25 protein-coding genes are annotated in these 25,425 nt (G+C 70.0%); 14 read left to right on the forward strand and 11 right to left on the reverse strand.

Annotation, left to right across the window (positions count from 1 at the left end):
* Positions 1–73 precede the first annotated feature (73 nt).
* Positions 74–916 carry a phosphatidylinositol-specific phospholipase C/glycerophosphodiester phosphodiesterase family protein gene (locus ABT294_RS04155; protein WP_350803404.1) on the reverse strand — a complete coding sequence of 281 codons (843 nt, stop codon included), beginning with the start codon at positions 914–916 and terminating at the stop codon, positions 74–76.
* A 191-nt stretch (positions 917–1,107) separates the two neighbouring features.
* Here ABT294_RS04155 and ABT294_RS04160 point away from each other — a divergent pair, with 191 nt between their 5' ends.
* Together ABT294_RS04160 and ABT294_RS04165 are read left to right on the forward strand one after the other, a co-directional pair.
* Positions 1,108–1,977 (forward strand): CPBP family intramembrane glutamic endopeptidase, encoded by an 870-nt coding sequence (locus tag ABT294_RS04160; RefSeq protein ID WP_350803405.1) that lies wholly within the window; start codon positions 1,108–1,110, stop codon positions 1,975–1,977.
* Between the two features lie 126 nt (positions 1,978–2,103).
* Positions 2,104–2,268, forward strand: coding sequence for a hypothetical protein (locus ABT294_RS04165; protein WP_214641500.1), 165 nt, complete (start codon positions 2,104–2,106; stop codon positions 2,266–2,268).
* A 95-nt stretch (positions 2,269–2,363) separates the two neighbouring features.
* Here the strand turns inward: ABT294_RS04165 and ABT294_RS04170 are convergent, their stop codons facing one another.
* From ABT294_RS04170 to ABT294_RS04180, 3 genes are read right to left on the reverse strand one after another with little or no spacing between them, the layout of a single operon-like run.
* Positions 2,364–4,004, reverse strand: coding sequence for a discoidin domain-containing protein (locus ABT294_RS04170; protein ID WP_350803407.1), 1,641 nt, complete (start codon positions 4,002–4,004; stop codon positions 2,364–2,366).
* 22 nt (positions 4,005–4,026) lie between these two features.
* A complete protein-coding gene (locus ABT294_RS04175; protein WP_350803409.1) occupies positions 4,027–5,592 on the reverse strand; it encodes an alkaline phosphatase D family protein in 1,566 nt (521 codons plus the stop codon).
* A gap of 8 nt (positions 5,593–5,600) precedes the next feature.
* Positions 5,601–6,281, reverse strand: coding sequence for a FadR/GntR family transcriptional regulator (locus ABT294_RS04180; RefSeq protein WP_350803411.1), 681 nt, complete (start codon positions 6,279–6,281; stop codon positions 5,601–5,603).
* Between the two features lie 179 nt (positions 6,282–6,460).
* Here ABT294_RS04180 and ABT294_RS04185 point away from each other — a divergent pair, with 179 nt between their 5' ends.
* The 7 genes from ABT294_RS04185 to ABT294_RS04215 all read left to right on the forward strand — a co-directional run bounded on the left by ABT294_RS04185 (position 6,461) and on the right by ABT294_RS04215 (position 13,130).
* On the forward strand, positions 6,461–7,621 hold the full coding sequence (locus tag ABT294_RS04185; protein ID WP_350803412.1) for an ABC transporter substrate-binding protein: 1,161 nt from the start codon (positions 6,461–6,463) through the stop codon (positions 7,619–7,621).
* Positions 7,618–8,493 carry a carbohydrate ABC transporter permease gene (locus ABT294_RS04190; RefSeq protein WP_350803413.1) on the forward strand — a complete coding sequence of 292 codons (876 nt, stop codon included), beginning with the start codon at positions 7,618–7,620 and terminating at the stop codon, positions 8,491–8,493. Before ABT294_RS04185 ends, ABT294_RS04190 begins: the two co-directional genes overlap by 4 nt.
* Positions 8,490–9,326, forward strand: a complete 837-nt coding sequence (locus ABT294_RS04195; RefSeq protein ID WP_350803415.1) for a carbohydrate ABC transporter permease — start codon at positions 8,490–8,492, stop codon at positions 9,324–9,326. The genes ABT294_RS04190 and ABT294_RS04195 overlap by 4 nt, the downstream gene beginning before the upstream one ends.
* On the forward strand, positions 9,323–11,302 hold the full coding sequence (locus tag ABT294_RS04200) for a beta-galactosidase (RefSeq protein ID WP_350803416.1): 1,980 nt from the start codon (positions 9,323–9,325) through the stop codon (positions 11,300–11,302). Before ABT294_RS04195 ends, ABT294_RS04200 begins: the two co-directional genes overlap by 4 nt.
* Before the next feature lie 120 nt (positions 11,303–11,422).
* Positions 11,423–11,770: a YbaB/EbfC family nucleoid-associated protein gene (locus ABT294_RS04205; RefSeq protein WP_350803418.1), complete on the forward strand. Its 348-nt coding sequence runs from the start codon at positions 11,423–11,425 to the stop codon at positions 11,768–11,770.
* A gap of 6 nt (positions 11,771–11,776) precedes the next feature.
* Positions 11,777–12,079 carry a hypothetical protein gene (locus ABT294_RS04210; protein WP_350803419.1) on the forward strand — a complete coding sequence of 101 codons (303 nt, stop codon included), beginning with the start codon at positions 11,777–11,779 and terminating at the stop codon, positions 12,077–12,079.
* Entirely contained in the window at positions 12,063–13,130 is a 1,068-nt protein-coding gene (locus tag ABT294_RS04215; RefSeq protein WP_350803420.1) for a hypothetical protein, read from the forward strand. Before ABT294_RS04210 ends, ABT294_RS04215 begins: the two co-directional genes overlap by 17 nt.
* A gap of 95 nt (positions 13,131–13,225) precedes the next feature.
* On the opposite strand, the gene ABT294_RS04220 is transcribed toward ABT294_RS04215, so the two are convergent.
* Complete coding sequence (locus ABT294_RS04220) at positions 13,226–13,882, reverse strand: C39 family peptidase (RefSeq protein WP_350803421.1); 657 nt, start codon at positions 13,880–13,882, stop codon at positions 13,226–13,228.
* Positions 13,883–14,209: 327 nt separating this feature from the next.
* On the reverse strand, positions 14,210–14,590 hold the full coding sequence (locus ABT294_RS04225) for a hypothetical protein (protein ID WP_350803423.1): 381 nt from the start codon (positions 14,588–14,590) through the stop codon (positions 14,210–14,212).
* A gap of 398 nt (positions 14,591–14,988) precedes the next feature.
* Here ABT294_RS04225 and ABT294_RS04230 point away from each other — a divergent pair, with 398 nt between their 5' ends.
* From ABT294_RS04230 to ABT294_RS04240, 3 genes are all read left to right on the forward strand, one after another.
* Entirely contained in the window at positions 14,989–15,786 is a 798-nt protein-coding gene (locus ABT294_RS04230; protein WP_350803424.1) for a hypothetical protein, read from the forward strand.
* Positions 15,787–15,991: 205 nt separating this feature from the next.
* The gene (locus ABT294_RS04235) at positions 15,992–16,582 is read left to right on the forward strand and encodes a CGNR zinc finger domain-containing protein (protein ID WP_350803426.1); all 591 of its coding nucleotides are present in this window, start codon (positions 15,992–15,994) and stop codon (positions 16,580–16,582) included.
* 42 nt (positions 16,583–16,624) lie between these two features.
* Complete coding sequence (locus tag ABT294_RS04240; RefSeq protein ID WP_350803427.1) at positions 16,625–17,152, forward strand: phosphatase domain-containing protein; 528 nt, start codon at positions 16,625–16,627, stop codon at positions 17,150–17,152.
* Between the two features lie 177 nt (positions 17,153–17,329).
* Here ABT294_RS04240 and ABT294_RS04245 read toward each other — a convergent pair whose 3' ends face one another.
* The 3 genes from ABT294_RS04245 to ABT294_RS04255 all read right to left on the reverse strand — a co-directional run bounded on the left by ABT294_RS04245 (position 17,330) and on the right by ABT294_RS04255 (position 21,219).
* Positions 17,330–18,454, reverse strand: a complete 1,125-nt coding sequence (locus tag ABT294_RS04245; protein ID WP_350803429.1) for a CU044_5270 family protein — start codon at positions 18,452–18,454, stop codon at positions 17,330–17,332.
* 2 nt (positions 18,455–18,456) lie between these two features.
* Positions 18,457–19,071 carry an RNA polymerase sigma factor gene (locus tag ABT294_RS04250; protein WP_350803430.1) on the reverse strand — a complete coding sequence of 205 codons (615 nt, stop codon included), beginning with the start codon at positions 19,069–19,071 and terminating at the stop codon, positions 18,457–18,459.
* A gap of 765 nt (positions 19,072–19,836) precedes the next feature.
* Positions 19,837–21,219, reverse strand: a complete 1,383-nt coding sequence (locus tag ABT294_RS04255) for a SigE family RNA polymerase sigma factor (RefSeq protein ID WP_350803431.1) — start codon at positions 21,217–21,219, stop codon at positions 19,837–19,839.
* A gap of 326 nt (positions 21,220–21,545) precedes the next feature.
* On the opposite strand from ABT294_RS04255, the gene ABT294_RS04260 reads away from it, so the two are divergent.
* Together ABT294_RS04260 and ABT294_RS04265 are read left to right on the forward strand one after the other, a co-directional pair.
* On the forward strand, positions 21,546–22,172 hold the full coding sequence (locus ABT294_RS04260; protein WP_350803434.1) for a DUF6069 family protein: 627 nt from the start codon (positions 21,546–21,548) through the stop codon (positions 22,170–22,172).
* Between the two features lie 245 nt (positions 22,173–22,417).
* Positions 22,418–23,188, forward strand: coding sequence for a COG4705 family protein (locus ABT294_RS04265; RefSeq protein ID WP_350803435.1), 771 nt, complete (start codon positions 22,418–22,420; stop codon positions 23,186–23,188).
* 189 nt (positions 23,189–23,377) lie between these two features.
* Here the strand turns inward: ABT294_RS04265 and ABT294_RS04270 are convergent, their stop codons facing one another.
* Both ABT294_RS04270 and ABT294_RS04275 read right to left on the reverse strand, forming a co-directional pair.
* On the reverse strand, positions 23,378–24,754 hold the full coding sequence (locus ABT294_RS04270; RefSeq protein ID WP_350803436.1) for a sensor histidine kinase: 1,377 nt from the start codon (positions 24,752–24,754) through the stop codon (positions 23,378–23,380).
* Positions 24,751–25,416, reverse strand: coding sequence for a response regulator transcription factor (locus ABT294_RS04275; protein WP_350803438.1), 666 nt, complete (start codon positions 25,414–25,416; stop codon positions 24,751–24,753). The genes ABT294_RS04270 and ABT294_RS04275 overlap by 4 nt, the downstream gene beginning before the upstream one ends.
* Between the last annotated feature and the right edge of the window lie 9 nt (positions 25,417–25,425).

A 25,425-nucleotide genomic window follows, 5' to 3' on the forward strand; every position in this document is an offset into this window, starting at 1 on the left:
CAAGCAGAAAGGGACCCGAGGTCGCTCGCGACCAAGGGTCCCCTGTCTTCGGCTGTCGGCCTGCCTGGCGAGGTCAGGCTGCGGCGCTCTTGGCGTCGTGCTCGCGCAGGAACTGCTCGAGACCCGCCAGGTCGTCGGTGTTGAGGTAGTCGACGTCCGCCGCGACGAGCTCGCGCCAGATCGCGTCGCGGGCCGGGTCGGCGGCGTCGGGCGTCGCCCAGAACCGCACCTTCTGGCCGTCACCGTGCGCGGTCGCCACGATCTGGCGGAGCTTGGCCCGCTCGGCGGCCGGCATCTCGCCCTCTCCGTTCCAGGTGAAGACCTTCGTCCAGTTGTCGCTGATCAGGGAGACCAGGGACGCGCCGCCCTGCCCCAGGTCCGACATCCGGCCGTCGTAGAAGGCGTACCGCTTCTCCTGGGCGGCCATGAGGTCGCGCGGGCGGTCACCGCTGATGACCACCGTCACCGCACCGGCCTTCACCTTGCCCTTGTCGTAGGTGGTGAGCATCTTCCGGTACGCGCCGAGCACCCGGTCGATCTCGGTGTAGGTCGCGGCGCCGTTGTTCTTGATGTCGACCAGGAGCTGAAGCTGCTGGCGGCTGCGCGGGAAGACCCGCCCGTGGCCGTCGCGGACGCGCTGGGCCAGCGGATCGAGGTAGAGCGACTGGAGCGTGCGGCCCGGCCGCAGGTCCTCCGGGTCGTGCCCGACGCGCAGCTCACCGTCCACCAGGTAGACGTCGGCCTCGACACTGCTGAATCCGTGGTCGAGAGCGTCCAGGAGCGGGCGCGAGTGTTCGTAGTCGTTGTGGGCGTGGGCACGAGGCAGCGGCTCGGCACCGGTGGAGGCCGTGGCGGGGGTGGCCACCAGCAGCATCGCTCCCGCGGCGAGCAGGGCGCCCAGGGCTCGACGGAACATCGCATCTCCTTACGGATACGGAAACCAGAGATGCGCACCAAGGTATTCGTGCAAGATGTGACGAGAGTGACGATTTATCTAATACTGCTGGATCACCACCCAAAACAGCACCACCCACCATGACTTCGGTCATGTCCGTTTCTATCCCCGGGTCGATGTCCCGGTGATCGGGCCGCCCGTAGCGTTCTGCCATGGTCGCCACCGAAACCCGCAATGCGCTGCCCCGCCTCGTCTTCACGGGGGCGGGTCTGGCGGTGTTCGTGCTCGCCTACGCCTGGCTCCTGGCCACCGGCAACACCGCGATCTCCGCTTCGTCGGACCCCGGCGCGTCCAAGGTCTCCCTCTGGGCGGCGCTGCTGCCGCCGCTCGCCGCGATCGTGGCGGCCCGCCTCGTCGGCCCGAAGGCGGAGCCGCCGGCGCCCCTGGCCGGCCTGCCCGGATCGCGGCTGCGCAGCGAGGCCTGGGTGCTGGTGGGGGCGGCCCTGCTCATCGCGCTCGTGGCTCCGGTCGCAAGGAGCCTGGGCCTGGTCTATCCGCTGGTCAAGGTCCTGCTCCTGCTGGTGGTCCCGCTGGTCGCGATGCGGCTGATCAGGGGGGACGGCCCGAAGGCCAGGGCGATCCCGGCACCGGTCACCTGGCTGGCGCCGCTGCCCGCGATCCTCGCCTGGATCCTTCTCTCGCAGGTGGGACCGCTCGCGGTGCCGCTGACCCAGCAGCTGCCCGATCCGGTCAGCCTCGTCGTGGGCTCGCTCGTCACGCTGCTGACCGCGAGCGTGCTGGAGGAGGTGTTCTACCGGGCCTGGCTGCAGACCAGGCTGGAGGCGCTGTACGGCAGATGGCCCGCGATCATGGCCTCGTCGCTGCTGTTCGCGCTGATGCACTCCTCCCGCATAACCTCCGACGCTCCCCTGCTCGGCCTCGCCACGATCGTGGCCTTCCAGGGCATGTTCGGCCTGATGCTCGGCTACCTGTGGTCCCGTTACCGCAACATCTGGGTGGTCGTCTTCATCCACATCGTCATGAACCTCGCCCTGGTGCCGCTGCTCCTCGCGCTCCTGTGACGGCCCCTGCTCGTCCGTCAGCATGGACGTAACCCCCCAAGTTTGGGGATGCCGCGCGCCCGCCGCCACATCCGACACTGGCGGTGGCCGGACAACGCGCCGGCCCTCGACACCGCAGGAGGGGACATGTCACCGACGACGCAGCAGGACAACTGGCGGTTCTGCAACAAGTGCTACACCCTTTGGTGGAACGGCCGCCCCGACAACGGGCACTGCCCCGCGGGCGGCGCGCACGAGGGGCACGGGAGCTGGAACTTCTACCTCCCGGCGAACCCCGCCGAGCACATCTGACACCAGGCCCCGCCCGACCTCCCCGCGAACCCTCGCGGGGAGGTCGGCGTGCTTGTGCGTCCGCGCCGCACGCGCACTGCGGAGACGGCCCCGCGTCAGCCCGAGGTGACCTCCGCCGCCGACAGGTAGGAGCCGCCGTTGGCCCTGGTGCCCTCCAGGCGGACGTAGCGGGCCTCCACGGCGGGGAAGGTGGCGGTCTTGAGCCGGGCGTCCGCGGCCCAGCTGCCGGACGCGACCCGGGTGAAGGTCTCGCCGTCGGTGCTGACGTAGACGTTGTAGTCCAGGACGGTGCCGTTGAGGTTGCCGTCGAAGCGGGGCTGGTAGTCGAGCTTGCTCACCCGCTTGGTCTCCCCCAGGTTGAGGGTGATCGACTGCGGCAGCGGGGTGGGCGGCTGGTATTCGGAGTGCCAGAAGGTCGCGATGTCGCCGTCGACGGCGCGTTCGGGGCCGAAGCCGGGGTGGAAGCTGCTGGCGTACACCGGGGGCTCGACGCAGGTGTCGGTGACGGTGACCGGGATCTCGGTGCTCTCGGTCCCGATGTGGACGGTGAGCCGGTGCTCGCCCGCGGGCGTGTCCCTGGGCGCGGTGATCCGCACGGCCAGGCCGGCCGCCTGGTGCGCGGGGATCTCCAGGCTGGGTGCGGCGGGGGTGGCGGTGAGCGGCGCGGCGGCGTCCACGGTGACGGGACGGGTGAGGGCTTCGCCGGTGTTGTTGACGACCCTGGCCACCACGGCGGCGGTGCGGACGGAGAGCCGGCAGTGGTCGAGCGCGACCTTGCCGGGCGTCACGGACTGCTGCACGGGCAGGCCCGGCGCGAGCAGCGCCCACCCGAACGGCGCGTCGGCGTAGTAGGCGGACCGGCAGGCGGCGGAAGCCGTCCGCGACCGGCCGGCGTCGAAGGCGGCCTTGCAGACGGCACGGTCGGGCAGGTCGGCGTCGTAGGCGGTGTCGAGGGCGGCGTCGAGCACCTGGCCGCGGGCGAACAGGTATCCGCTGTGGTCTCTCGACTGTGCGCCGGACCGCTCGAAGTACGCGTCGCTGTACGCCTTCGGCCTGGTGAGGTCGTCCCAGAACGCCTGGGGGGCGCAGTCGACGGGCTGGTCGGCGCTCTGCACGGCGCAGCGGCCCGAGCGCAGGTCGCCGCCGAGCACCGTGACCCGCCCCGCCGCCTGCGGGAACCTGGCGTCGACGAGGGCGGCGAGCGCGGTGACGGCGGTCGCGGGGTCCCCACCGGGGTGCGACGCGACCAGCGGCACCCGCACGCTGGAGTCGCGCTTCCTGGCGGCGAGGAACGCCTGGTCCTCGTCCTGGACGCGCTCGTAGCCGCCCGGCTGCTCGGCGACCATGGTGTCGGTGTTGATGATGACGGCGTTCTCTCGGACCGAGCCGTCAGGCTGGAACGCGTTCTCACCTCCCGCCACCTCGGCCCGGTAGTGGTGACCGGTGGCGCGGCCGAGGCTGTCGGCCAGATGCCGGGCGGCCGGGCCGAGGATCTCGGTGAGTACCAGCGCGTCGGGGGCGGCGGGCGTCCTGGCGGCCAGCCTGCGGGCGAAGGTGTCGAGGTCGGCGGTGTCGGCGGCGTCGGCCTGCCTGACGGAGTCCTGCAGATTGGCCTGGACGACGAGGACCTGGCCTGCGGAGGTGGCGGGCATGCGCTCGACGTGCGCGGAGCCCGCTGCGGGCACGGCGACGAGCGCGACGAGCGCGGTGGCGGCGGAACTCTTCACAGAACTCATCACGGAACTCATCACTGGGGCCTCACACGTCCTGGATGGCCGGACGGCCGGACTCGACGACGAACGACTTGCGCACCGACGCGGCGCCGCCCGGAGTGGTGACCTTGTCCACCACCACGTAGTCGGCGCGTAAGGTGTCGGGGCCGAGGTGGCAGCGGACGTAGCCGCGCTGGTTGTTGAAGAACTTCAGGTGCGGGTTGGCCGCCAGCCACTCCTGCCCTCCGGGGGAGGTGTCGGAGCCGTTGCCGCCCGAGGTGATCGAGGTGCCGAGGAACTCGACGCTGACGGTCGGGGAGGCGGGGTCGGCGTAGTCGGCCTTGATCTCGGCGGCGCAGTTGACGTGCGCGTCACCGGTGATCACGACGGGGTTGGACACCTTCCTGGCGGCGATGCCCGCCCAGAGGCGGTTGCGGCCGGCGGCGTAGCCGTCCCAGGTGTCGGGGTTGAGCTGTTGCAGGCCGGGGTCGGTGAGCCGGTCGAGCTGGAACATCTGCACCTGGTTGGCCAGCAGGTTCCAGGTGCTGTGCGACCCGCCGAGCCCGTCGAGCAGCCAGCGTTCCTGCTGCTCGCCGAGCATGGTCCTGTTCGGGTCGAGGCGGGCGTTGATGTCCGCGGGGCTGCGGAACTGCCGCTCGTCCAGCGCGTGGAAGGTGGCCAGCTTGCCGTACTTGATGCGCTGGTAGAACGACATGTCGGGCCCGGCCGGCAGGGTCGACGGGCGCAGCGGCAGGTTCTCGAAGTAGGCGCGGAAGGCGGCGGCGCGGCGGCGCAGGAAGTTCTCCGGCGTCATGCCGGTCGGCGACCGGTCCGCGCCCCAGTTGTCCTCCACGTCGTGGTCGTCGGGGACGAGGAACCAGGGCGCGGCCGCCCGCGCGGCGCGCAGGTCGGGGTCGGAGTTGACCAGCGCGTAACGCAGCCGGTACTGCGACAGCGTCATCACGGCCGCGTTGTGCGCCGCCGACAGCGGGGTCTTCCTGTTGCCGCCGCTCGCGCCGATCGCGTACTCGTAGATGTAGTCGCCGAGGTGCCCGACCAGGTCGAGGTCCTGTGCCGCCAGGTCGCGGTAGGCGGTGTAGAACCCCGCCTCCCACTGCTGGCAGGACGCCCAGGCGAACGACACCTCGGTGGCCCAGCCAGGGTCGGGCGCCGTCTTGGTCCTGGCCGTCGGGCTGGTCTCGACGCCGACGGTGAAGCGGTACCAGTACTCGCGGCCCGGCCGCAGCCCGTCCACCTCCACGTGGACGGCGTGCGCGAGTTCGGGACGGGCCGTGGCGACGCCCTTGCGCACCACCTTGCGCATGCCGTCGTCCTCGGCGACCTCCCACCGCACCGGCACCGGCTCCCGCGGCATGCCGCCGAGCCCGTCGTCGGCGAGCGGTTGCGGCGCCAGCCTGGTCCACAGGACGACGCTGTCGGGACGCGGATCGCCGGAGGCGACCCCCAGCGTGAACGGGTTGCCCGACAGGGCGGGTGTGGGGTCGGTCGGGCCGCCCGGCACCTGGCCGAGCGCGATCAGCCCGGCGACCCCGGCGGCGTAGGTGAGGAACCGGCGTCGATCGTGCACAGTGTCGTTCAGAGGGTCGTTCACAGGGTCGTTCACAGCGCGGCCTCGTCCCTTCCCGCCTGGGTGAGCAGGTCACGCATGGCGGTCTCGGCGGCGTCAGGGGCTCCCCGCCGTACCGCGTCCAGGACGGCGCGGTGGGTGGCGGCGAATCCCGGACGTTCGCCGCGTGCGTGTACCAACCGGTCACGTGCGTAGAGTGCGGAAGCGATCACGACCTCCAGGCATTCCAGTAACTCGTTGTGTGAGGCGACGAGCAGCAGCCGGTGGAAGGCGATGTCCGCCTCGGTGTGCTCCTCGGGGTCGGCGGCCGTGGCCGCCATGCGTTCCAGCGCCGATTCGAGAGCGTCCAGGTCCTCGGGGGTGCGCCGCTCGGCGGCCAGCCGGGCGCCCGCGGGCTCGACCGCCGCGCGCACCTCGGCGAGGTCGCGCAGCATGTCCGCCTCGCCGCGCTCGGCGAAGCGCCAGCGCAGCACGTCGGGGTCGAGCAGCGACCAGTCGCCGCGCGGCCGGACGAACGTGCCGCGTTTGGGACGGGCGTCGACCAGCCCTTTGGCGGCCAGGGTCTTGAGCGCCTCCCTGACCACCGTCTGGCTGACCTGGTAGCGCTGCCCCAGGCCAACGGGGTCGAGGGGCCCGGACTCGGCACCGGCGACGATGCGACGGCCGAGGTCCTCGACGACCTCACCATGGACGCCTCGCCTTGGATAGCTCATCTTCCACTCCCTCCTCAGGAGTGATAAAACCATATTTTATGAATAAACGGCCACAACGTAGGTCCCCCCTCCTCAGCCTGGCCGCGGTTGTGATGTTGCTCGTCAGCGCCTGCGCGTGCGGGACGAGTGGGGCCGGACCAAAGCCCGTCCGGCTGACGTTCTGGGCCTGGGTCCCCGGCATGGACAAGGCCGTGGAGCTGTTCAACCAGACTCACAAGGACGTTCAGATCACGCTCGACAACATCCCACCGGGGAACAAGGGCGGCTACGCCAAGATGCACGCCGCCGTGCTGGCGGGCGACGCCCCCTGCCTGGCCCAGATGGAGTTCCAGGAAATGCCGTCGTTCCTGCTCAACAGCGAACTGATGGACCTCAACCCGTACCTCACCGCGGCCGACCGGGCCGACTTCCAGCCCAACACCTGGGACCTGGTGTCGTTCGAGGGCGGCTCGTACGCGGTCCCGCAGGCGACAGGGCCGATGGGCCTGTACTACCGGCAGGACCTGTTGGAGAAATGGGGCATCAAGCTGCCCACGACCTGGCAGGAGTACCGCGAGGCCGCTGTCAAGATCCGCAAGGCGGACCCCAACGCGTACATCACGTCCTTCCCCGCCAACGACGCCGCGCCGTTCATCAGCCTGGCCTGGCAGGCCGGAACCCCCTGGTTCAACACCGGCAACGGCGTCTGGCAGGCCACGATGACCAGCCCGGCGACCGTGAAGGTGGCCGAGTTCTGGCAGGGCATGATCAAGGACGACCTGGTCAAGGTGGGGCCGCAGTTCGCGCCGAGCTGGTACAAGGACCTCGCCTCCGGGCACCTGGTGGCCGTCCCCGTCGCGCAGTGGGCGGAGGCGATCATGGAGGCCAACGCCCCCAGTACCGCGGGCAAGTGGCGGGCGGCGCCGCTGCCGCAGTGGGAGCCCGGCGGCAAGGCGTCCGCCAGCTACGGCGGCTCGGCCACCGCGCTGCTGCGCGGCTGCGAGCACCCGCGCGAGGCGACGGAGTTCGCCCTGTGGGTCAACCGCGACCCCGGCAGCGTCTCGCTCCTGATCAAGAGCGGCTACGGCTGGCCCGCCGCCCTGTCGGGCATGTCCAACCCGCAGCTCACCAGGCCGTCGGCCTTCCTCGGCGGGCAGCAGACGTCCCAGCTGTTCACCGACTCCTCCAGCCAGGTGCCGCGCGGATGGGTCTGGTGGCCCACCTTCGACAACACCGTGAAGGCGCTGAGCGACCGCTTCGAGCAGGTCATCACCGGAAAGGGCACGATCGTGGACGCGCTGCGCACCAGCCAGACGCAGACCGTGGAACAGATCAGGGACAAGGGGCTGAGAGCGCGATGAGAAAGCGCACCGCGGCGGCGTTCCTCGCCCCGTTCCTGCTGTTGTTCGCGGCGTTCTTCGTGGCGCCCATCGGCTACGCGGTGGTGCAGAGCCTCACCACGGTCGAGCGGTCGGGGCTGCTCGGGCTGCACGGCTCGACCACCCGCTTCGCCGGGCTGTCCAACTACGGCTCGGCCCTGTCGAACCCGGACTTCATGGGCAGCATCGGCCGCATCCTGCTCTTCGCACTGATCATGGTGCCGTTGATGGTGGTCGCGTCCACCGCGCTGGCGCTGGTGCTGGAGGCCGGGGTGTCGCGCTGGCCGAGGTTCTTCCGCACCGCGTACTTCCTGCCCTACGGCGTGCCCGGCGTGATCGCGTCGATCATGTGGGGCTTCCTCTACGCGCCGGGCACCTCGCCGTTCACCCCGCTGCTCAAGGCCGTGGGCGCCGACGCCGATCTGCTCGGGCCCGGCCCGGTCCTCTGGTCGATCATGAACATCGTGGTGTGGCAGTTCGTCGGCTACAACATGCTGATCGTGGTGGCCCAGCTCAAGTCGATCCCGCAGGGCCTCTACGAGGCCGCCAGGATGGACGGCGCCAGCCGCTGGACCGTCGCCTGGAGCATCCAGCTCCCGCTGATCCGTCCGGCGCTCGTCCTGATCACCGTGTTCACCATCATCGGCTCGTTGCAGCTCTTCAACGAGCCGTTCGTGCTCACCCCGCTGTCGAGCGGCATCTCCAGCACCTACACACCGACCATCACGGCCTTCAACGAGGCGTTCAACAGCAACAACCTGAGCCTGGCCGCCGCCGAGTCGATCGTGCTGGCGCTGGTGATCTCGGTGCTGTCGTTCGGATTCCTGCGGCTCGTGGGAAGGGAACGCCGATGAGGACGGTCAGCACCCGCTGGCTGGTCACGGTCCTGCTGACCGTGCTGGCCGGGTACTTCCTGCTGCCGCTGTACTGGCTGGTCGTCGCGGCCACCAAGAGCACCGGCGACCTGATCAACTCCTCCCCGCTGGGGTTCACCAACCCGCAGCTCTGGACCAACCTCGGCGACCTCGTCTCCTTCGGCGACGGCATCTTCTGGCGGTGGATCGGCAACTCCCTCGTCTACGCCGGGCTCGGCGCCGCCGGCGCGACCCTCATCTCCGCCTGCGCCGGGTACGCCCTGGCCAAGTGCGACTTCCGGGGCAGGGAGGCGCTGTTCAACGTGGTCCTCGCCGGGGTGCTGATGCCCATGACGGCGCTCGGCCTGCCGCTGTTCCTGCTCATGTCGAAGGCGGGGCTGGCCAACAGCTACTGGGCGGTGCTGCTGCCGAGCCTGGTCAGCCCGTTCGGGGTCTACCTGTCGCGGGTCTACGCGGCGACCGTCCCCGACGACGTCCTGGACGCCGCCCGCTCGGACGGCGCGGGCGAGTGGCGGATCTTCGCCACGATCGCGCTGCGGATCATGTCACCCGCGATGGTGACGATCTTCCTGTTCCAGTTCGTCGCCATCTGGAACAACTACTTTCTGCCGCTGGTGATGCTGTCCGACAGCCACCTCTACCCGATCACCCTGGGCCTGACGAGCTGGCAGGGTTTCGCCGACAGGCAGCCGATCCTGCAGACCCTGACGGTGGTCGGCTCGTTCGTCTCGGTCATCCCGCTGCTCGTGCTGTCGGGCGCGCTCCAGCGCTTCTGGCGGGCCGGACTCACGGAAGGAAGCGTTCGAGAATGATCCGTTACGGCGGGGACTACAACCCCGAGCAGTGGCCGCGCGCGGTCTGGGACGAGGACGCCAAGCTCATGCGCGAGGCCGGCGTCACCCTCGTGACGCTCGGGATCTTCTCCTGGGCGCAGGTCGAGCCCGCCCCCGGCGAGTACGACTTCGGCTGGCTCGACGACGTCATGGACCTCCTGCACGAGCACGGCGTGTCCGTGTGCCTGGCCACGATGACCGCCTCGCCGCCTCCGTGGCTGGGGCACCGGCATCCCGACTCGCTGCCCGTCACGGCCGACGGAGTGCGGCTCAGCTACGGGTCACGCTGCCACTTCTGCCCGTCGTCCCCCGCCTACAGGGAGGCGGCGCTGGCGCTGACGTCCCGGCTGGCCGAACGCTACGCGGGGCATCCGGCGCTGGCCTCCTGGCACATCGGCAACGAGTTCGGCACCGAACTCCGCGCCTGCTACTGCGACCACTGCGCCGACGAGTTCCGGGCCTGGCTGAAACGCCGTTACGGCACGCTCGACCGGCTCAACGAGGCGTGGACGACGACGTTCTGGAGCCAGCGTTACGGGTCGTGGGAGGAGATCATCCCGCCCCGCCGCACCATCGGCATCCCCAACCCCGGCCACACGCTGGACTTCGCCGCGTTCAACTCCGACGTCCTGCTGGACTGCTACCGGGCGGAGGCCGAAGCCGTGCGGCAGCGCACGCCGGGCGTCCCCGTCACGACGAACCTGTGCAACGTCCGGCCCAACACCGACTACGCCGCCTGGGCGGCGGAGATGGACGTGGTCAGCGGCGACTGCTACCCCGACCTGTCCTCCCCCGACAGCCACCTGGAAAGCGCCCTGTACCACGACGTGTGGCGCGGCCTGCGCGACGGCCAGCCCTGGTGGCTGCTCGAACAGGCGCCGTCGGGAGTCAACTGGATGGGCGTCAACCCGGCCAAGCGGCGCGGACGGATGCGCCGCGACAGCCTCCAGGCGGTGGCGCGCGGCGCCGACACGGTGATGTTCTTCCAGTGGCGGGCCTCGCGCGGCGGCGCGGAGAAGTTCCACTCCGCGATGGTCCCGCACGCCGGCCCCTCGCACCCCCTCCACCAGGCAGTACGCGACCTCGGCCGGGACCTGGAGGCGCTGTCGGACGTCGAGGGCGCCCGCGTCCAGGCCGACACCGCGATCGTGCTCGACTGGCGCAACTGGTGGGCGGTCGAGCAGGGCTCGCACCCGACCGACCAGCTCCGCATGCTGGACCGCCTGCGCGACCACTACGACCCGCTGTGGCGGCTCGGGATCACCGCCGACGTCGTCCGGCCGACCTCCGATCTGTCGCGCTACCGCCTGGTGGTCGTGCCGAACCTGTACGCGATCTCCGCCGAGGCCGCCCGCAACCTGATCGCCTACGTCGAGGGCGGCGGGCACCTGGTCGTCTCGTTCTTCTCCGGCATCGTGGACGAACACGACCAGATCTGGCTCGGCGGGTACCCGGGTCCGCTGCGGGAGGCGCTCGGCCTGTCGGTCGTGGAGTTCGACCCGCTGCCACCGGGCGCCGACGTCCCGCTCTCCCCCGGCGGGACCGGCACCCTCTGGTCCGAGCACGTCGAACTGGAGGGGGCGACCCCGGTCGTCACCTTCGCGGACGGCGAGCACGCGGGCCGGGCGGCCGTCACCCGCCACCCGTACGGCGACGGCGTGGCCTGGTACTTCGCCACCCGCCCGTCCCCTGAGGCGATGACGGCGCTGCTGTCCCGCGTCGCGGGCGAGGCCGGGGTCGCTCCCGCGCTGGCGGGCGTCCCCGAGGGGGTGGAGGCGGTGACCAGGGTGGGCGGCGGCACCCGGTACGTCTTCCTGCTCAACCACACCGACGAGGACCAGCGCGTGCCGGCCCCCGACGGCTGCGCGACCGTCCTCGACGGGGAGCTGCGCGACGGAACCGTCCACGTCCCGGCCCGCGCTGTCACCGTCCTGACGGGCCCGGCTCCCGCATGATCGTGGCGCGGTTCACCTGCGGGGGTGAACCGCGCTGCGGTACCGATGGTCAGCGGCAAGGCGTGGCGGTTTAATGTCTCTGATGCGCTAGAAGTGGCATTTGAGGCTGGAGTGAGTGACGTGCCTGCGACGCCTGAGGATGAGGTGCCCACCGGTGCCGGAGAGGCCGCCGGGGGGTTGGTGGGGGCCGTCGTCGGCGAGGACGGCCTGCTGGCCGGGCTGCGGCTGGACGCGCGGGCGATGCGTTTCGCGTCCGAGGATCTGGCGGACCACATCGTCTCCGCCGTACGGGCGGCGCAGCAGGATCGGCTGCAGCGGGTGGGCGAGCCTGCCACGTCCCCCGAGGAGGGCGTCGACCTGGAGGAGTTCACCCGCCGGCTGGACGGCATGGAGGCCCAGGCGGCCCACGATTTCGCCCGGTTGACGGCGAGCCTCGATGAGACGCTTCGCCGCCTGGACGAAAGGTGAAATTTCGTGACAAGCGATGAGATCACGTGGGATGTCGCCGGTCGGCAGGCGTCCAGCGAGAACTTCCGCAGCCTGGCGGATGACCAGCACGAGTTCCACCAGAGCCTCCGAGCGCAGATGGGCGGCGAATGCCCGCTGCCCTATCCGGAGTTCGCCGGTCCTTACCAGGAGTTCATGAGCGCGCTGTTCGACGGCTCGGCGGATCTGACCGCTCACTGGGGCAGGACAGGAGACGGCCAGGCTCTGATGGCGGCCAACAACGCGGAGGCTGAAGCGGCGAGCGAGGTTGACCATGGTCGCCGGACTTGACGCGGTCGGGTTCGGGGTACTGGGTGTTCCGCTGCCGCCGAACACCGCCGAGCTCGAGCGTCATGCCGGTGTGCTGGAGTCGGCGGCGGCCTCGCAGGGGTCGCTCGGTGAGCACGGCGCTCGTGCGTATCGGCTCGGCAAAGGGAACGCCGGCGCCGCCGAGGACGCGTTGGGCGAGTACGTCATGGGGAGGGCCGGCGTGTTGCCGCGGTCCACGACTCATGCGCACCACGTCTCGGTGGCGGCGAGCGTCGCGCGTGTCGCGTCGACCACGGTCACGTGGGCTGGTGGGCTGCTCGCCGGGCTGGCCGGGCTCGCGGGGATCGCCTCGCTCACTCCACAGGGGCGGGCGCTGCTGTGGCCGCGGTTGCGGCCGTTCGCTCAGCGGGTGCAGGGCTGGATCCGGACCGCCATGCACGCTGTCGGCCGGCTCTTCACCCGCCTGGCCGACCTGCTGCGCGGAATGACGGCCAAGGGGCGAGTCGGCAAGCAGCTGGCGGCGGAACAGCGGCTGATGTCGGAACAGGGGCGGCGCATCGTGGCGATGCGCACCAAGCTCACGCACGCCAGGATCTCCGTGGACCGGGCCGTTGAGAGCATGGATCGGGCCGAGGCCCGGCTGAGGAGCGCCGAATCGCATCTGCTCAACGCCAAGAAGACCGTCAACGCCAGGGTGGACGCCGCATACGCCCGAGGGGAGATCGACGACGCCACCCGGGCCCAGCTCAAGGCAGGCGACCACGGCTGGGCCAACCACCCCCAGCTGGACGACATGACCAGGTGGCACCTGTCCCGGCAGGCGGAACGGGTGGAGCAGGTCGAAAGGCAGCTCGGCAGGCACACCGCCCCGCATCTGAACGACGCGCAACGCCGGGTGAACGAGGGGCTCGACATCGCCAGGACGAACAGGCTGGACGCCTCCGACCTCGACAGTCTGCAGGACAAGCTGAGCGAGCTGGCCACACGCCGTCTCGAACTGGCCGATCAGGCGTGGACCACCCGCCTGGACCTCCGCGGGAACTACGAGATCCAGCACCTGTACCCGATCTGACGGCGTTCGTCCAGAAACGCCCACCAGCGCGCCCTGGTCCCGGCCCGCGCTGTCACCGTCCTGACGGGCCCGGCGCCCGCATGATCGCACCACTGTCAGAGCTTGGAGATGTAGCGCATGCCGCCGCCCTCCTGGAGGGTGCCGGCCAGGACGCCGGCGGAGACGGTGTGGACGCCGCCCGTCGGCCTCCACGGGTCGAACACGGTGATCGTGCCCTTGAGCCGGTCATAGCCGTAAGCGATCACCGCGTGACCGACCTTGGTCCCCTTGACCTTGCCCTTGTTCCAGGGCAGCCTCTCCATCCACACGGCGAGGGTCGGAGCCCGGTGCAGGCCGCCGACGTTCTGCGCCACCCGGTTCATGAGCACCGTGGGGTTGCCGTCGACGTCGGTGACCATCGTGTACGCGTAACCCCGCGACCTCACGTAGGAGTTGAGCACCGGGGTGGCGTTCCTGCCGTCGGTGCCGCTCCTCGTGGTCTTCATCTGCTTGGCGAGGGTCGACTGGCTGACCTTGATCCCGAAGGTCGACAGGCTCATCGTCGAGGACGCGGGCACGCAGTAGTAGTTCGTCTGCTGGTACTGCGTCTGGACGGCGACCTTGTAGGCGAGAGGCGCGACGGCGGCGTCGCGCTTCACGGCCGCCGCTAGGGTGGGCGACGCGTAGGCCGGTGTCAGAGCGGCGAACTGCAGGGCGCTCACGGCCGCGGCAACCGTGAGGACGATGCTCGTTCCCGTCTTACACTTCTTCACTTGATCACTCCGCAACTGCTAGATCCAGGCACGTCGGGGCGCAACTTCTGCACACAAGCGGCGACATGTGGTCAAGAATGGTAGTTGATCAAGTCAAGCCCGCATCTCTTCGGCGTCCCCCCGCGTTCGCCCCAGCCGGCTCCATGGCGACGTGGCAGCCGGGCGGGCCTGGCTGTCGCGCATGGTGGCCGACCGTCAGAGGCGGTCGTGACACCGGCTGCCATCACCGCCCACGGGGCCCCCGTGGTCCCGTGGGCGGCCGAGTCCTCATGCCTCTGGGGAGGATCGAACCGAATGTGACGGCTGACGGAATCCGCCGCGCCCGGGTCAGCAGGTGCCTCGGCGCTCGGGGCTCGTCCCGCTGCCGCCCGAAAAGACGCTGCCGACCAGCCTGTAGGTGAAGGTGTTGCCGCTCTTGCACCCCTTGTACAGGGTTTTGGGCCCGGGGCCGTAGAACTCCAGCTTCTTGATCCCCTGCCAGCCCCACGAGCGGTGACGCTGGAGCTCGACGCGGATCCACCCCTTGCAGCCGGGCGCCCATACAGTCGCTGCGATCTGGGCGCGCCGTACCTCCGGCCGGTACAGCCGGATCTGGCAGGCGGACGCGGCGGCGGGATGCGACGCCTGGGCCGCCTGGGCGCCCGGCGCGACGCTGATCGCACCCGCCACCAGGGTGGTGCCGACGATGGCGGATCTGATCACGCGCACGGCCGGCTCCCAACGATGGCTGACCGTTCTTGACCGGGCAGAGACTTTCGGCACCCCTGTTACGACGGCCTTTCGGAGCGTCTTCACGACGAATTCTCCTGTCTCTCGGTGAGGTGGCTTGCCCGGATTCAGCCAGGCACGGCCAGCTCACCTGGGCGGACAGGTGTCCAACAAGCGGCGCAACGCTATTGGACGCAATTGACCGATCTTGTACGGCGGGCGTACAACGTAGAGGTCCAGCCGGCCATCCCGTTCCCGCCCCTTAGGCAGGTGGTCTTCAGATGGGCGACGCGGTGACCTCGCCTCCGCCAGATCCGGCATCGGCAAGCAGCGCCCGGGAATTCATCGACACACTCGATCGGCTCAGGCTCTGGGCGGGACGGCCCTCACTGCGCCGCTTGCGCCACCTGGCCGGCCGCTCGACCACCCCCGATGGCCACCAGGTGGACGCCCTACCACCCAGCACCGTGTCCTACATCCTCAACGGACGGGGGCTGCCCGGCCTGCCGCGGCTGGCCTTCGTCGAGGCCTACGTAGCGGCGTGCCTGGCCGCCTGCGACGTGTCGCCCGAGCAGATCGAGAGTCACATCGCCCGTTGGCAGGACGCCTGGCGGCGAATAGCCAGCCCTGGCGACCTTGAGCCCGCCACCCAGCAGGCCACGGAGACAGCACCCCCGGTTCACGTCCCTGGCTCGGCCTCCGAGCCGATGCCCGCCTGGCCGACCCGCGCCCGCATCGTGCTGGTCGGCCTGGCCGGGCTCGTGGCGGGCGCGCTGATCGCCACGGGTGTGACCCTGCTCCTACGGCCCACCGACAAGCCAATCCCCTTGGTCCGCGGCGAAGATCCCAACCGGTGCGATTCGCCCCACGTCTGCTTCTACGATCGCGGGCAGACCGGCCGATTCAGCGACGTCACCGACGACTATCAATCCCTCAACGACAGCCGCGACACGCGGGCCATGGTCAACCCGCGCAAGGACGACGTGGTGTGGCTGCGCTGGGAGGACGGTCACAGCGAGTGCACCATGCCCTTCGCCACCTACCGCCTCGCCCCGCGAGTGACCGAGATCCGCATCAGCCGCGACTACCGCTGTCCCTCGTACACGGGCAAGCATCGCGCCATCCTGGACCCGGCCGCAGTAGTTCCAGCGCCCCTGCCGCCCTGCTACGTCACCACCCCACAATCCCGATCTTGAAGAGGCCATGCCTCTAGGACGCCGGTGTTAAACGGGTCATCCTGACTGAGGGTTTTCGGGTGAGCTTGCTGTGCAGGAGCGTCGTGTTCCGTGCTCGTGGCGGCGGTCTGCCCGTTGTATGGGCCTGTGCGGTTGTCCACAGGTCCACCGGAGAACATGTAAGGGGTATAGTTCTGTTTATTCGGTTACCGAGACGAGGTGAAGCGTGCGGATTTCCATCACCGACTACTCGGTCGGGGCAACTCTGGCAGGCGATCTGGCCAACACCTCGCCCACCGTGCAGGCCGCGGCGGGCGAGGCTCTGCCGAACCCAGATGCGTTGATGGAGTTCCTCGCAGAGCACGGGCTGCGGCTCGACGCCGTGGCGGATGGGCGTTTGCCGAGCGACGACGACGTCCGCGAGGTTCACCTGCTGCGTCGGGAGGTGCGCGGCGTCGTGGAGACCGAGACGGAGAACCAGGCCGTCGCGGGTGGCGCCGTGCTGGCCGGGCGGGCAGGGCTCAGGCCGGTGCTGGAGCGCGATCCCAGCGGGCGGTGGCAGTGGTACGTCCCGACCAGGCCGAGTGCGCCGCTGGCCGAGGAGTTGGCCACGCTCATCGGCATCGGGTTGCTCGGCGCCGTCCGGGCGCTCGGGCACGACCGGTTCCGCGCCTGCGCCGCCCCGGGCTGCCGAGGGGTGTTCGTCGACATCAGCCGCGGGGGGCGTCGCATCTACTGCAGGCCCGACGTGTGCGGTAACCGGATCAATGTCGCGAATCACCGCGAACGGCGGCGGCTTGACAGCACCGCTCGCTGAAGAAGACAGCTCCGCGTTCTGAAGGACACAAGGAGAACCCCCATGAACGACTCCGTGGACAGCACGAGAGCTCGTCCGGTGGGCGGGCCGCCGCTCGTAGGCGCCTTCCGGCTCCCCGACGGCACCTGGATCCGCGGCCGCGGCCTTCGCCATCCGCTGCCGGAGGGGCCCATGCCCGATTTCGGCCTTTACCTGGGCTCCGACAGGCTCCGCCGCCGCCACGAGGGTGAGCTGCGGTGGCCGCACGCGTGGATCCAGTGGCCCGACTTTCTGCTGCCCCGCGACCGCGACGTGGCCGTACCGCAGATCCGTGCGCTGTACGAGCGAGCGCGGGCGGGCGCCGCGGTGGAGGTCGCCTGCGGCGGGGGCGTCGGTCGCACCGGCACGGTCGTCGCCTGCCTCGCGATCCTGGCCGGTCTCGACCCGGCTGACGCCGTCGCCTGGACACGCGAGCACCACCACCATCGGGCCATCGAAACCCCATGGCAGCGCCGCTGGGTGCTGCGCTTCCCACCGTCCCTCCGCTCAGATCCACGCGACCAGGCCGCTGATCGTGGGACATCACGCTGAACCGTATCGCTGTCGGCCCAGACTCGAGCCGACCTGATCCAGGCCGTCCACGACGTCGGCGGCACCCGGAGGGCCCTCGCCGCCGTGCTCCGGGCGGTGGCTGAGAAGTCTCCATGGGCACGGATGGATCATTCACACCTCACATCCCGGAGCTCCGACGACGCGCTCCCGGCCTGGCTACTTGGGAAGGGCGGGCTTGGCGTCGGTCCAGCCCGAGTCCACGATCGACCAGTAGTGCAGCACCCTGCCGGTGACCTGCCACTTCTCGCTGTCCGGGCCCGGTTCGAGCTGGATGTCGCGGCTTCCGAGCAGTTTTCCGGTGCGCTGGTCGAAGAGCACCTGCTGCTGGATCGTTCCGCGGCCGTCCGCGCTCTCGAACGGGGCCGCGAGGGCGACCGCGGCGCGTCCGAGCGGGTCTTTGACGGTGCCCAGGCGCTGCACGCCGGGATAGTCGGTGATCAGGCGCATGAGACCGGCTCGTACCTTGGGCGGGACAGGCGTGTCCGCGAGGACGGAGAAGACCTGGTCGAGCACCCCCTTGGGCTCCGCGCAGTGCTTTGGCGCGCCGGTGCGGCCGTCGGCGAGCTTGATCGAGCCCTCGCATAGGAGCTTACGCAGGTCCTCCGGGTCGGTGGGAAGGTCCTGGAGTTCCTGGTAGGTGAACTGACCGAGGCCGCCGATGTTGAACATGCCGCCGCCCTGGGCGTCCGGGTCGTCTTCCTGCCAGGGGCTGGGCTTGGACGTGAGAGTCCTGGTGCGGCCCGACGAGCGGATCTGCCAGCTCGACGGGGAGCCTGCCGCGCGCCAGGCGTCGGCGTCGGCCTTGGTCTGGGGCTTGCCCGGGTAGTTGCGGCCGTAGAAGGACGTGCCGTCGCTACGGCTGCGTCCCGTCCATCTGAAGAACTCGGTGCGCTCCTCCACGATGTACCCGCCGGTGCGGCCGAGCGCGAGCGCCGCGAAGGCGGTGCGCTGGTGCGTGTACCAGTAGCGGCCCCCCTGTTGCAGCTCCGCCTGGGTGGCGGCGGCCAGCATCATGCCGCGGGGCGATGAGGTGTCCGGGCCGGTCGTCACGCTTGGGCCAGGTTGTACGGGGGCGCCGCCGGGCGTGAGCGCCAGGCCCGCCGCCACCGCTGTGGCCGTGGCGGCGGCCACCAAGCCGAGCGGCATGCGCCAGGTACGGCGGCGGCGCGTCGGCGGACGGTCGTCCTGGCTCAGCATGCGGCCGCGGGCGGCCGCCGCGGTGGCCGCGGACGGGGAAGGCGGGTCGTCGTACACGCCACGGACGAGATCCAGGTCGTTCATCGTCAGTCCTCTTCCTCGTCAAGCAGGGGGTTCGTGTCGCCCAGCGCCTTGCGCAGTTTCTTGCGGGCCCGGTTGAGTCGCGAGGACACCGTGCCGAAGGGCACGTCCAGGGCCTGCGCCACCTCGTCGTAGCTCAGCCCGGCGAGCGCCACCAGTAGCAGCACGTCCCGCTGGGCGGCGGGCAGGGCGGCGATGGCGCCGGCCAGCGTGCCTTTGACGCTTTGCGCGCTCACCTTGGCCGTCACCTCGTCCTCGTGGCCCCGGGTCGGCTCCGCCAGGGGATGCAGCCGGTCCACGGCCCGGAGCAGGCGCACCTCGTCGCGGCGGTGCCGGCTGATGAGGTTGGTCGCGATGCCGTACAGCCAGGGGCGGGCGCTGCGGTGGCTCAGGTCGTAGCGGCGGCGCCGGCGGAAAGCCAGGGCGAACGTCTCGGCGGAGACGTCGTCGGCAGCGTGCGGGCCGAGCCGCCGGGAGGCGTACCGATGGATGTCCGCGTAGTGGGCGTCGAAGACGGCGCCGAAACGTTCGGGCTCGTCCCAGGACCGCTCGATCGCCACGGCGTCGTTCTGCGACGGTGTGGCGGCATCCGGAGGAGCGGTCAGATATGGCTCATGCATGCAAAGGCCTTGCGGTCGTGGGGACGTCGGTCACCTGTTGTTGTCCGGAACCCGCCGTCGCCTTCCCCTGAATTTTGCCGAGCCCATACGGAAGCGGTCAGTTCGTCCCGGATCTCTACCAGACGAGGTTGCTTAGCCACGAAGATCCGAAGCAGGGCAACGAGCGCACGAGTGCACCTGAATGCCGCCCTCTGGTCGGCGGGCGCCGCGTCCTCACCGACGCCGGCCGCGCACACTACGCGGCTCACCGGGCCACCTACGCCCAGCACTGGCCCGACATCCACGCGCCCGAACCAGCCCCAGAGCCAGCAGGCGAGACGCCAGCCACCACGCCGTCCAAGCCGCGCCGTGTCGCGCGGCCCAAACGCGAGAAGAAGCCCGCCGCCACCGGGGGTCCCAGGAGCTATCGAGCAGAATCCAACGAACCCGCTCCTGACCTGCGGTGACGTGGTGCTCAGCGCTGAGGCAGAAGGACGATCCGCCCTGGCTATGGCGTTGAGGGCTGATCCGCGAGAGATCAGAGCTCCTGGCGCAGGACGGCGTACTCGGCGCGGGCCTGTTCCTCACTCGGCATGGCGCGTTCCTGAGCGGCTGTGTCGCGATATCCGACGCGGTCACCGGTTGCAGCCCAGCGCTCGAGGACGTCAACCGTGCGTGAGTTCCGGCAACATCGTCCTGCGCTCACCACCGAGATCGCGCGCTTGAAGGCATGCCACCGCGCGGTGCTCGAATCCCGTGCGAACTCCTGCTCTCCGTCGATGCGTCCTACGGCTGAGGAACAGCTGCCAGGTTCACCACCCGTACTCCGCCGCCCTGCGTCCAGAAGATGACGCCGCTGCCTTGCGACCACTGGTTGCCACCCGACGACCCGAGTTTGGCGCCCTCGAAGGTCACGGTCGTATCGGTGCGGGCGTCGTAGATCTCCCCGAAGCCGATGAAGAACCGGTCGTGGTACGGGTAACCAGGCAGCCCTCGGTGAACCCGGTTCCAGCTGCCGTCGCTGCGCTGCACGATGGCATCCTCCCCCCGCGTCCCGGTGCACCAGGTCGGCCCGCAACGCAGGCCCTCAGCCCCTGGTGCGGGGCGGATCTTGATGGTCCGTCCCGTCTGCAGGTTGACGATTCTCGTCGGATTCGTGCGCATATCAAGAGGCTCGTCGGTCGCCCACGGCCACTCGACGAGTTGCAGTCCCTTGGACTTGGCCACTCGTTCAGGGGCCCCGCCGTCGATCCTCATCCGCCAAACACCATCCAGCGGTGACGACCAGACGACATACTGGCCGACGAGCGCGATCCGATCGATGTCCTCTGCTGTGATCGGCCCGGCCTTCCTCGCCTTCCCACTGGTCCGCAAGGGGGCGACCCAGGCGTACCCGTCGGCTAGCCAGAGCACCCGCTCGCCATCAACGGCCAGGTGCTGCGGAGCCTGTGTGAGGGCGGCGACCACTCGCGAACGCTTGGAGGCGGAGTCGTAGACCTCGATCGTCCCCCGCTCGGCCCAAACCAGCACCTCCGTGGCGCTGATCGCCGCCAGCGGCCTGGATCGCCCCAGCATGGTGAACACGGCCTGCGGCCACACCCGCTCGACCGAGTTTCTCCCCGGCTCCGCCGCATTCACGACAACACGCTGTGCAGGCCAGGCGAGCAGCACACCCCATCCCAGGACCACCGCGCAGACCGCCGCGAGCGTCCCTTTCGCCCGCCTGCGCACCCGGCGACGCCGCTTCGCCGTCATGCCGGGCAGCACATCCCGGTCCTCGGCCGCCGCGATCTCCCCGTCGGCGAGATCCTCGCAGTGGCGGAGCACCAGCACCGCGCGCTGTCTGGCCGGCAGGGCACGCAGACGCTGCCAGATCTCGCCGAGTTCATGTTCATCCTCGTGGACCGGCGAGGGAACCTCGGCGGTGAGGTGCTCCCGCTGTCTCCTGCGCCACCAGCTCACATGCTGCCGGGCCATGATCGTTCGGACGTAGCCCTCGGGGTCGTCCTTGTTGCGCACACGCCGCCAAGAGGCGCTCAGCCTGAGCAGCGCCTCCTGGACCAGATCGGCCGCGTCATCGGCGCTGCCGGTCAGCACCAGGCCGTAACGCAGCAGCGCATGGCTTCTGGCGCGGACGAACTCCTCAAACTCCACCCCCCAGGGGCGCATAGGTAACCGCCCTCGTTGCAAGAACTTTCGATCGCCGGATGGTGGACTCGGATAGTCGCCTTGTCGACGGCCACGTTCGTGTCGCCACTGGTGGCCGACTACTTCTCGGTGAGCCCGAGCTCGCGCACTTCCAGCCGCTGCCCGCCCGTTGACCGACAGGTGCGGGAGGACGGCCTCGCGCGCGGCTGCCCGCCCGTTGGCCCGGCAGGTGTGGGATCAGCCAGCCCGAGATCACCCGACGGCGCGGCCGTCCCCCTTCCGGTCTTGACGGCGCATGTAGGGTTTCTGTCAATGCTTGATCAGCATTCGCGACAAAGGTGATTCGCATGTCCTATCCCCCCCATAATCGCCACGATCACCGCCCAGGGGCGGCCCGGCCGAGGGTCAACCCGGCGCGAGTGTGGGGCGGTGGCGTGGCCGCCGCCGTGGTGGCCGCACTGATCGTGGTCGTCGGAACCATGATCAGCAGTCGACTGCTGGGCATCCGCGCGCTCACCCCCAGCGGGGTCTCCGCGTACGGCAGCGCGACGATCACGGGATACGCGATCTCGGCCGCGGTCGCCGCGCTCGTCGCCACGTTGCTGCTCTACGTCCTCATGCTCTCGGCGCCGGAGCCGACCAAGTTCTTCGGCTGGATCGCCGGGCTCTTCGCCGTCATCATCACGATCCTGCCCTTCATGTACACCGCCGACCTCATCCAGCAGGTCGTCACGGCCGTCATCAACCTCATCGTCGGCGTCGCCATCTTCTCGCTGCTGACGTCGATCGGGCGCGCGGCCATCGAGGAGATGCCGGACCCGGAGCCGTACCCGTACGAGCAGCCCCGCGGGTACGACCCACGAGGATACGAGCCCCGAGAACACCAGCAGCGCGGATACGAGCAGCGCAGGTACGAGCAGCGCGGACACGAGCAGCGGGGACACCAGCAGCGCGGTTACGACCCGTACGACTGATCGGGACCACTCCCTACCCTCTCTTCAGAGACCCTGGAAATTCCAGCGAAGCCAGGCCCGATGACCACGGGCGCTCACAGCGCGTCAACCGCTCAGGTTGATTTCAGCCTCGCCGCTCTACGCTCTGGGCGGCGGATCCGTGCGAGGGACGGGTCCGCCCAAGTGTTTCCAGCTGTCTCCACGGTGCGGCACGCACGCGAAAGCCCTCGTGACCTCCGCGTGAGCACCTGGAAAGAAGAGGGACAATGAAGAAGCTTCCACAGGTCACCCTGGCCTTCTGGATCATGAAGATCGCGGCGACGACACTGGGGGAAACGGGCGGTGATCTTCTCGCCCAAACGTTGAACGTCGGTTACGCCATCAGCTCGGTGATCCTGGTCGGGCTCTTCCTGGTCAGTCTCGTGACCCAGCTGAGGGCGAAGAGGTTCCACCCGGTGCTCTACTGGACCGTCATCATCTCGACCAGCACGGCCGGGACGACCATGTCAGACTTCATGAACCGCACGGCAGGGCTTGGCTACGCCAAGGGCGCCATGGTCCTGATCACAGCTCTTGCCGCGGTGTTCCTCATCTGGAGGTTCACCGGCCACTCCTTCGACGTCGAGCACATCAGCACCCTCCGGGGCGAGGTGCTCTACTGGACCGCGATCCTGTTCTCCAACACGCTGGGCACCTCTCTCGGTGACTTCCTGGCCGACGACTCCGGCCTCGGCTACTCGGGGGGAGCACTCCTGATCAGCGCCTCGCTGGTGCTGATTCTCGTCGCCAAGTACTTCACCCGGATCTCCGTCACGCTGCTGTTCTGGACGGCGTTCGTCCTGACACGCCCGCTCGGCGCCACCGTGGGCGACTTCTTCAGCAAGCCGGTCGCCAAGGGCGGGCTCGGCTACGGGACGATCGGTTCCTCGCTGGTGCTCGCGGCGGTCCTGGCCGCGCTGATCGTCCACACGATGTGGCGGCAGCGGACGCGGGCGAACCTGCCCGACGCCGAGCAGCCGGCGACCGCGATCGGCTGATCGCCGACCCCGGCTGCGCGAACAGCGCGATCCATCTCCTTCTGGGTGATCAAGATCCTGTGCACCACCGTGGGCGAGACCGCGGCTTTCCTCGCGACGATCATCGGCCTGGTCGTCATCTGAGCGTCACCCGGAAGGACGGGTTCGTCCCGCGGCAGTCGTAGCGACGGAACCGCGTCCGATCGGCTTTCAACCGGCGGGAAGCCGCACCACGAATCGCGCGCCCTTCGCCTGTGCGGCCAGGAGGATGTCGCCGCCGGCCGCCCGGGTCAGGCGGCGGGCGAGAGCGAGTCCGAGACCGGCGCCGTCGTGCCCGTCCGCCGGATCCGCACGGCGGCCTGGCTCGAAGACGGCTGGACCGATGTCGGCGGGCACTCCGGGCCCGTCATCGGTGACAGCCACCTCGACACCACCGGGGACCTGCGCGCATTCGATGGTGATCGCCTGTTCGGCGTAGCGGCGGGCGTTGTCGAGCAGAGGGGTCAGGATGCGCTCCGCGACGGTCGAGGCGACCCCGGCGGTCACGGCGGTGCCGCGAACAACGACGGCGGGCGCCCGCGGATGTTCCTCGGCAGAGCGCCGGGCCAGGTCGTGCGCGACGTCGAGCAGCGCGCAACGTCCCGGGACCGGCTCCGACCGGGTGCGAGCCTCGGACAGCAGGGTTTCGCAGATCTGCTGCATCGTCGCCGCGGCCGACGCGATCGCCGCGTGGGAGGCCCGTTGCCCGGCCGCGTCCCGGTGCCGCGCTGTCAGCCAGTCGGTCTCCGCGACGATGCGAGCCAAGGGGGTGCGCAGCTCGTGCGACAGCTCGGCCGACTGCTGCTGTTCGTGGCGCAGGACGGCTGCCAGTCTGTCGAGCAGCTCGTCGAGGTTGGCGGCGAGCGAGCCGAGCTCGTCCGGACGTCCCGCGACGCCGAACCGCTCCGTCGTGGCGCGCTCGCTCCAGCGCGCTGCCTGCGCGCTCATCTCGGCGACCGGCCGGAGTGCCCGGCCGACGATCGCGCGGGTGACGAGATAGACGACGCCGAGGAGCAACAGCCCCAGGACCGCCGAGCCGGCGAGAGTCGCGCGTGCCACGCTGCGATACGGGTCGAGCCCGACGGAGGCGATGACGGTGCCGACCTGCCGCCCGTGGTCGGGCAGAGCCAGCACCGGCAGGGCGTAGAGCCGCGCCGCATAGGGTTCGGTGGTCTCGGCGAAGACCCTGCGCTCTCCCGCGAGCTGGTCCGCCTGTTGCTGCAGCAGCTTGGGTGCCGTGGGACGTTCGATCGCACGACTGCCCTGGTAGATCCAGATGCCGGTGTCGAGCGCGTGGTCGTCGGGGGGCTCGTGCACGACGATGTTGCCGTCCGGACCCGTCTCCAGGGTGGCCGCCACCGCCGCCGCCCGGGTACGCAGCAGGCCATTCGCCTCCTCCCCGAGACGCGCGGTCAGCACGAGGTTGAAGGCCCCGGTGAGCAGCGCGACCCAGACCGCCGTGGCGAGCAGGGCGAGCAGGGCCAGCCGGCCGCGCAGGGTGCCCGGCCGAGGGACGCGCCACAGCATCGCGGCTCGAAGACGCCTCATGCGAAGCGGTAGCCCACGCCTCGGACGGTGCTGATGCCCCTCGGGCTGCTCACCTCACGCAACTTGCGCCGCAGCCGGGTCAGATACTGGTCCAGGGTGTTCTCGCTGACCTGTGCTCCCTCGGGCCACGCCGCGCGCAGCAGCACGCGCCTGCGCACCACGGCGCCAGGGGACGCCATCAGGCAGGCCAGCAGCCGGAACTCGGTAGGGGTGAGAGCCACCAGCACTCCTTCCACCTCCAGAAGATGCCGGACCGGGTCGAGCAGCACCCCTTCGATCTCGACAGACGGCTCCCGCCCCGCCCGGCGAAGGGCCGCGCGGACCCGGGCCGCGACTTCGGCCAGGTGGAACGGCTTGCCCAGATAGTCGTCGCCTCCCACGGAGAAGCCGGAGAGCCGGTCGGTCAGACCGTCACGCGCTGTCAGAAAGACCACCGGGACGTCGATGCCCTTCGCCCGCATCGCCTGGCACACATCACGACCGTCGGAGTCCGGCAGGCCGATGTCGAGGACGACCGCGTCCACCTGGTCCTGGACAATCCTCAGCGCTGCCGCCCCGTCGGCGGCGGTGAGCACCTCGAAGTGCTCCTCACGCAGCCCGCGGGCGAGTACGTCGCGAAGCCCGTGGTCGTCCTCGACGACCAGGACCCGGTAGACCGTCATCTCGTCAGT

It is taken from the genome of Nonomuraea sp. NPDC000554, assembly GCF_040300065.1.
Lineage (GTDB): Bacteria > Actinomycetota > Actinomycetes > Streptosporangiales > Streptosporangiaceae > Nonomuraea.

Coding starts and splice junctions, on each gene's coding strand:
- ABT294_RS04155 (WP_350803404.1), bottom strand. CDS start 916: ATGTTCCGTCGAGCCCTGGGCGCCCTGCTCGCCGCGGGAGCGATGCTG.
- ABT294_RS04160 (WP_350803405.1), top strand. CDS start 1,108: ATGGTCGCCACCGAAACCCGCAATGCGCTGCCCCGCCTCGTCTTCACG.
- ABT294_RS04165 (WP_214641500.1), top strand. CDS start 2,104: ATGTCACCGACGACGCAGCAGGACAACTGGCGGTTCTGCAACAAGTGC.
- ABT294_RS04170 (WP_350803407.1), bottom strand. CDS start 4,004: ATGAGTTCTGTGAAGAGTTCCGCCGCCACCGCGCTCGTCGCGCTCGTC.
- ABT294_RS04180 (WP_350803411.1), bottom strand. CDS start 6,281: ATGAGCTATCCAAGGCGAGGCGTCCATGGTGAGGTCGTCGAGGACCTC.
- ABT294_RS04185 (WP_350803412.1), top strand. CDS start 6,461: ATGGACAAGGCCGTGGAGCTGTTCAACCAGACTCACAAGGACGTTCAG.
- ABT294_RS04190 (WP_350803413.1), top strand. CDS start 7,618: ATGAGAAAGCGCACCGCGGCGGCGTTCCTCGCCCCGTTCCTGCTGTTG.
- ABT294_RS04195 (WP_350803415.1), top strand. CDS start 8,490: ATGAGGACGGTCAGCACCCGCTGGCTGGTCACGGTCCTGCTGACCGTG.
- ABT294_RS04200 (WP_350803416.1), top strand. CDS start 9,323: ATGATCCGTTACGGCGGGGACTACAACCCCGAGCAGTGGCCGCGCGCG.
- ABT294_RS04215 (WP_350803420.1), top strand. CDS start 12,063: ATGGTCGCCGGACTTGACGCGGTCGGGTTCGGGGTACTGGGTGTTCCG.
- ABT294_RS04240 (WP_350803427.1), top strand. CDS start 16,625: ATGAACGACTCCGTGGACAGCACGAGAGCTCGTCCGGTGGGCGGGCCG.
- ABT294_RS04245 (WP_350803429.1), bottom strand. CDS start 18,454: ATGAACGACCTGGATCTCGTCCGTGGCGTGTACGACGACCCGCCTTCC.
- ABT294_RS04250 (WP_350803430.1), bottom strand. CDS start 19,071: ATGCATGAGCCATATCTGACCGCTCCTCCGGATGCCGCCACACCGTCG.
- ABT294_RS04255 (WP_350803431.1), bottom strand. CDS start 21,219: ATGCGCCCCTGGGGGGTGGAGTTTGAGGAGTTCGTCCGCGCCAGAAGC.
- ABT294_RS04260 (WP_350803434.1), top strand. CDS start 21,546: ATGTCCTATCCCCCCCATAATCGCCACGATCACCGCCCAGGGGCGGCC.
- ABT294_RS04265 (WP_350803435.1), top strand. CDS start 22,418: ATGAAGAAGCTTCCACAGGTCACCCTGGCCTTCTGGATCATGAAGATC.
- ABT294_RS04270 (WP_350803436.1), bottom strand. CDS start 24,754: ATGAGGCGTCTTCGAGCCGCGATGCTGTGGCGCGTCCCTCGGCCGGGC.
- ABT294_RS04275 (WP_350803438.1), bottom strand. CDS start 25,416: ATGACGGTCTACCGGGTCCTGGTCGTCGAGGACGACCACGGGCTTCGC.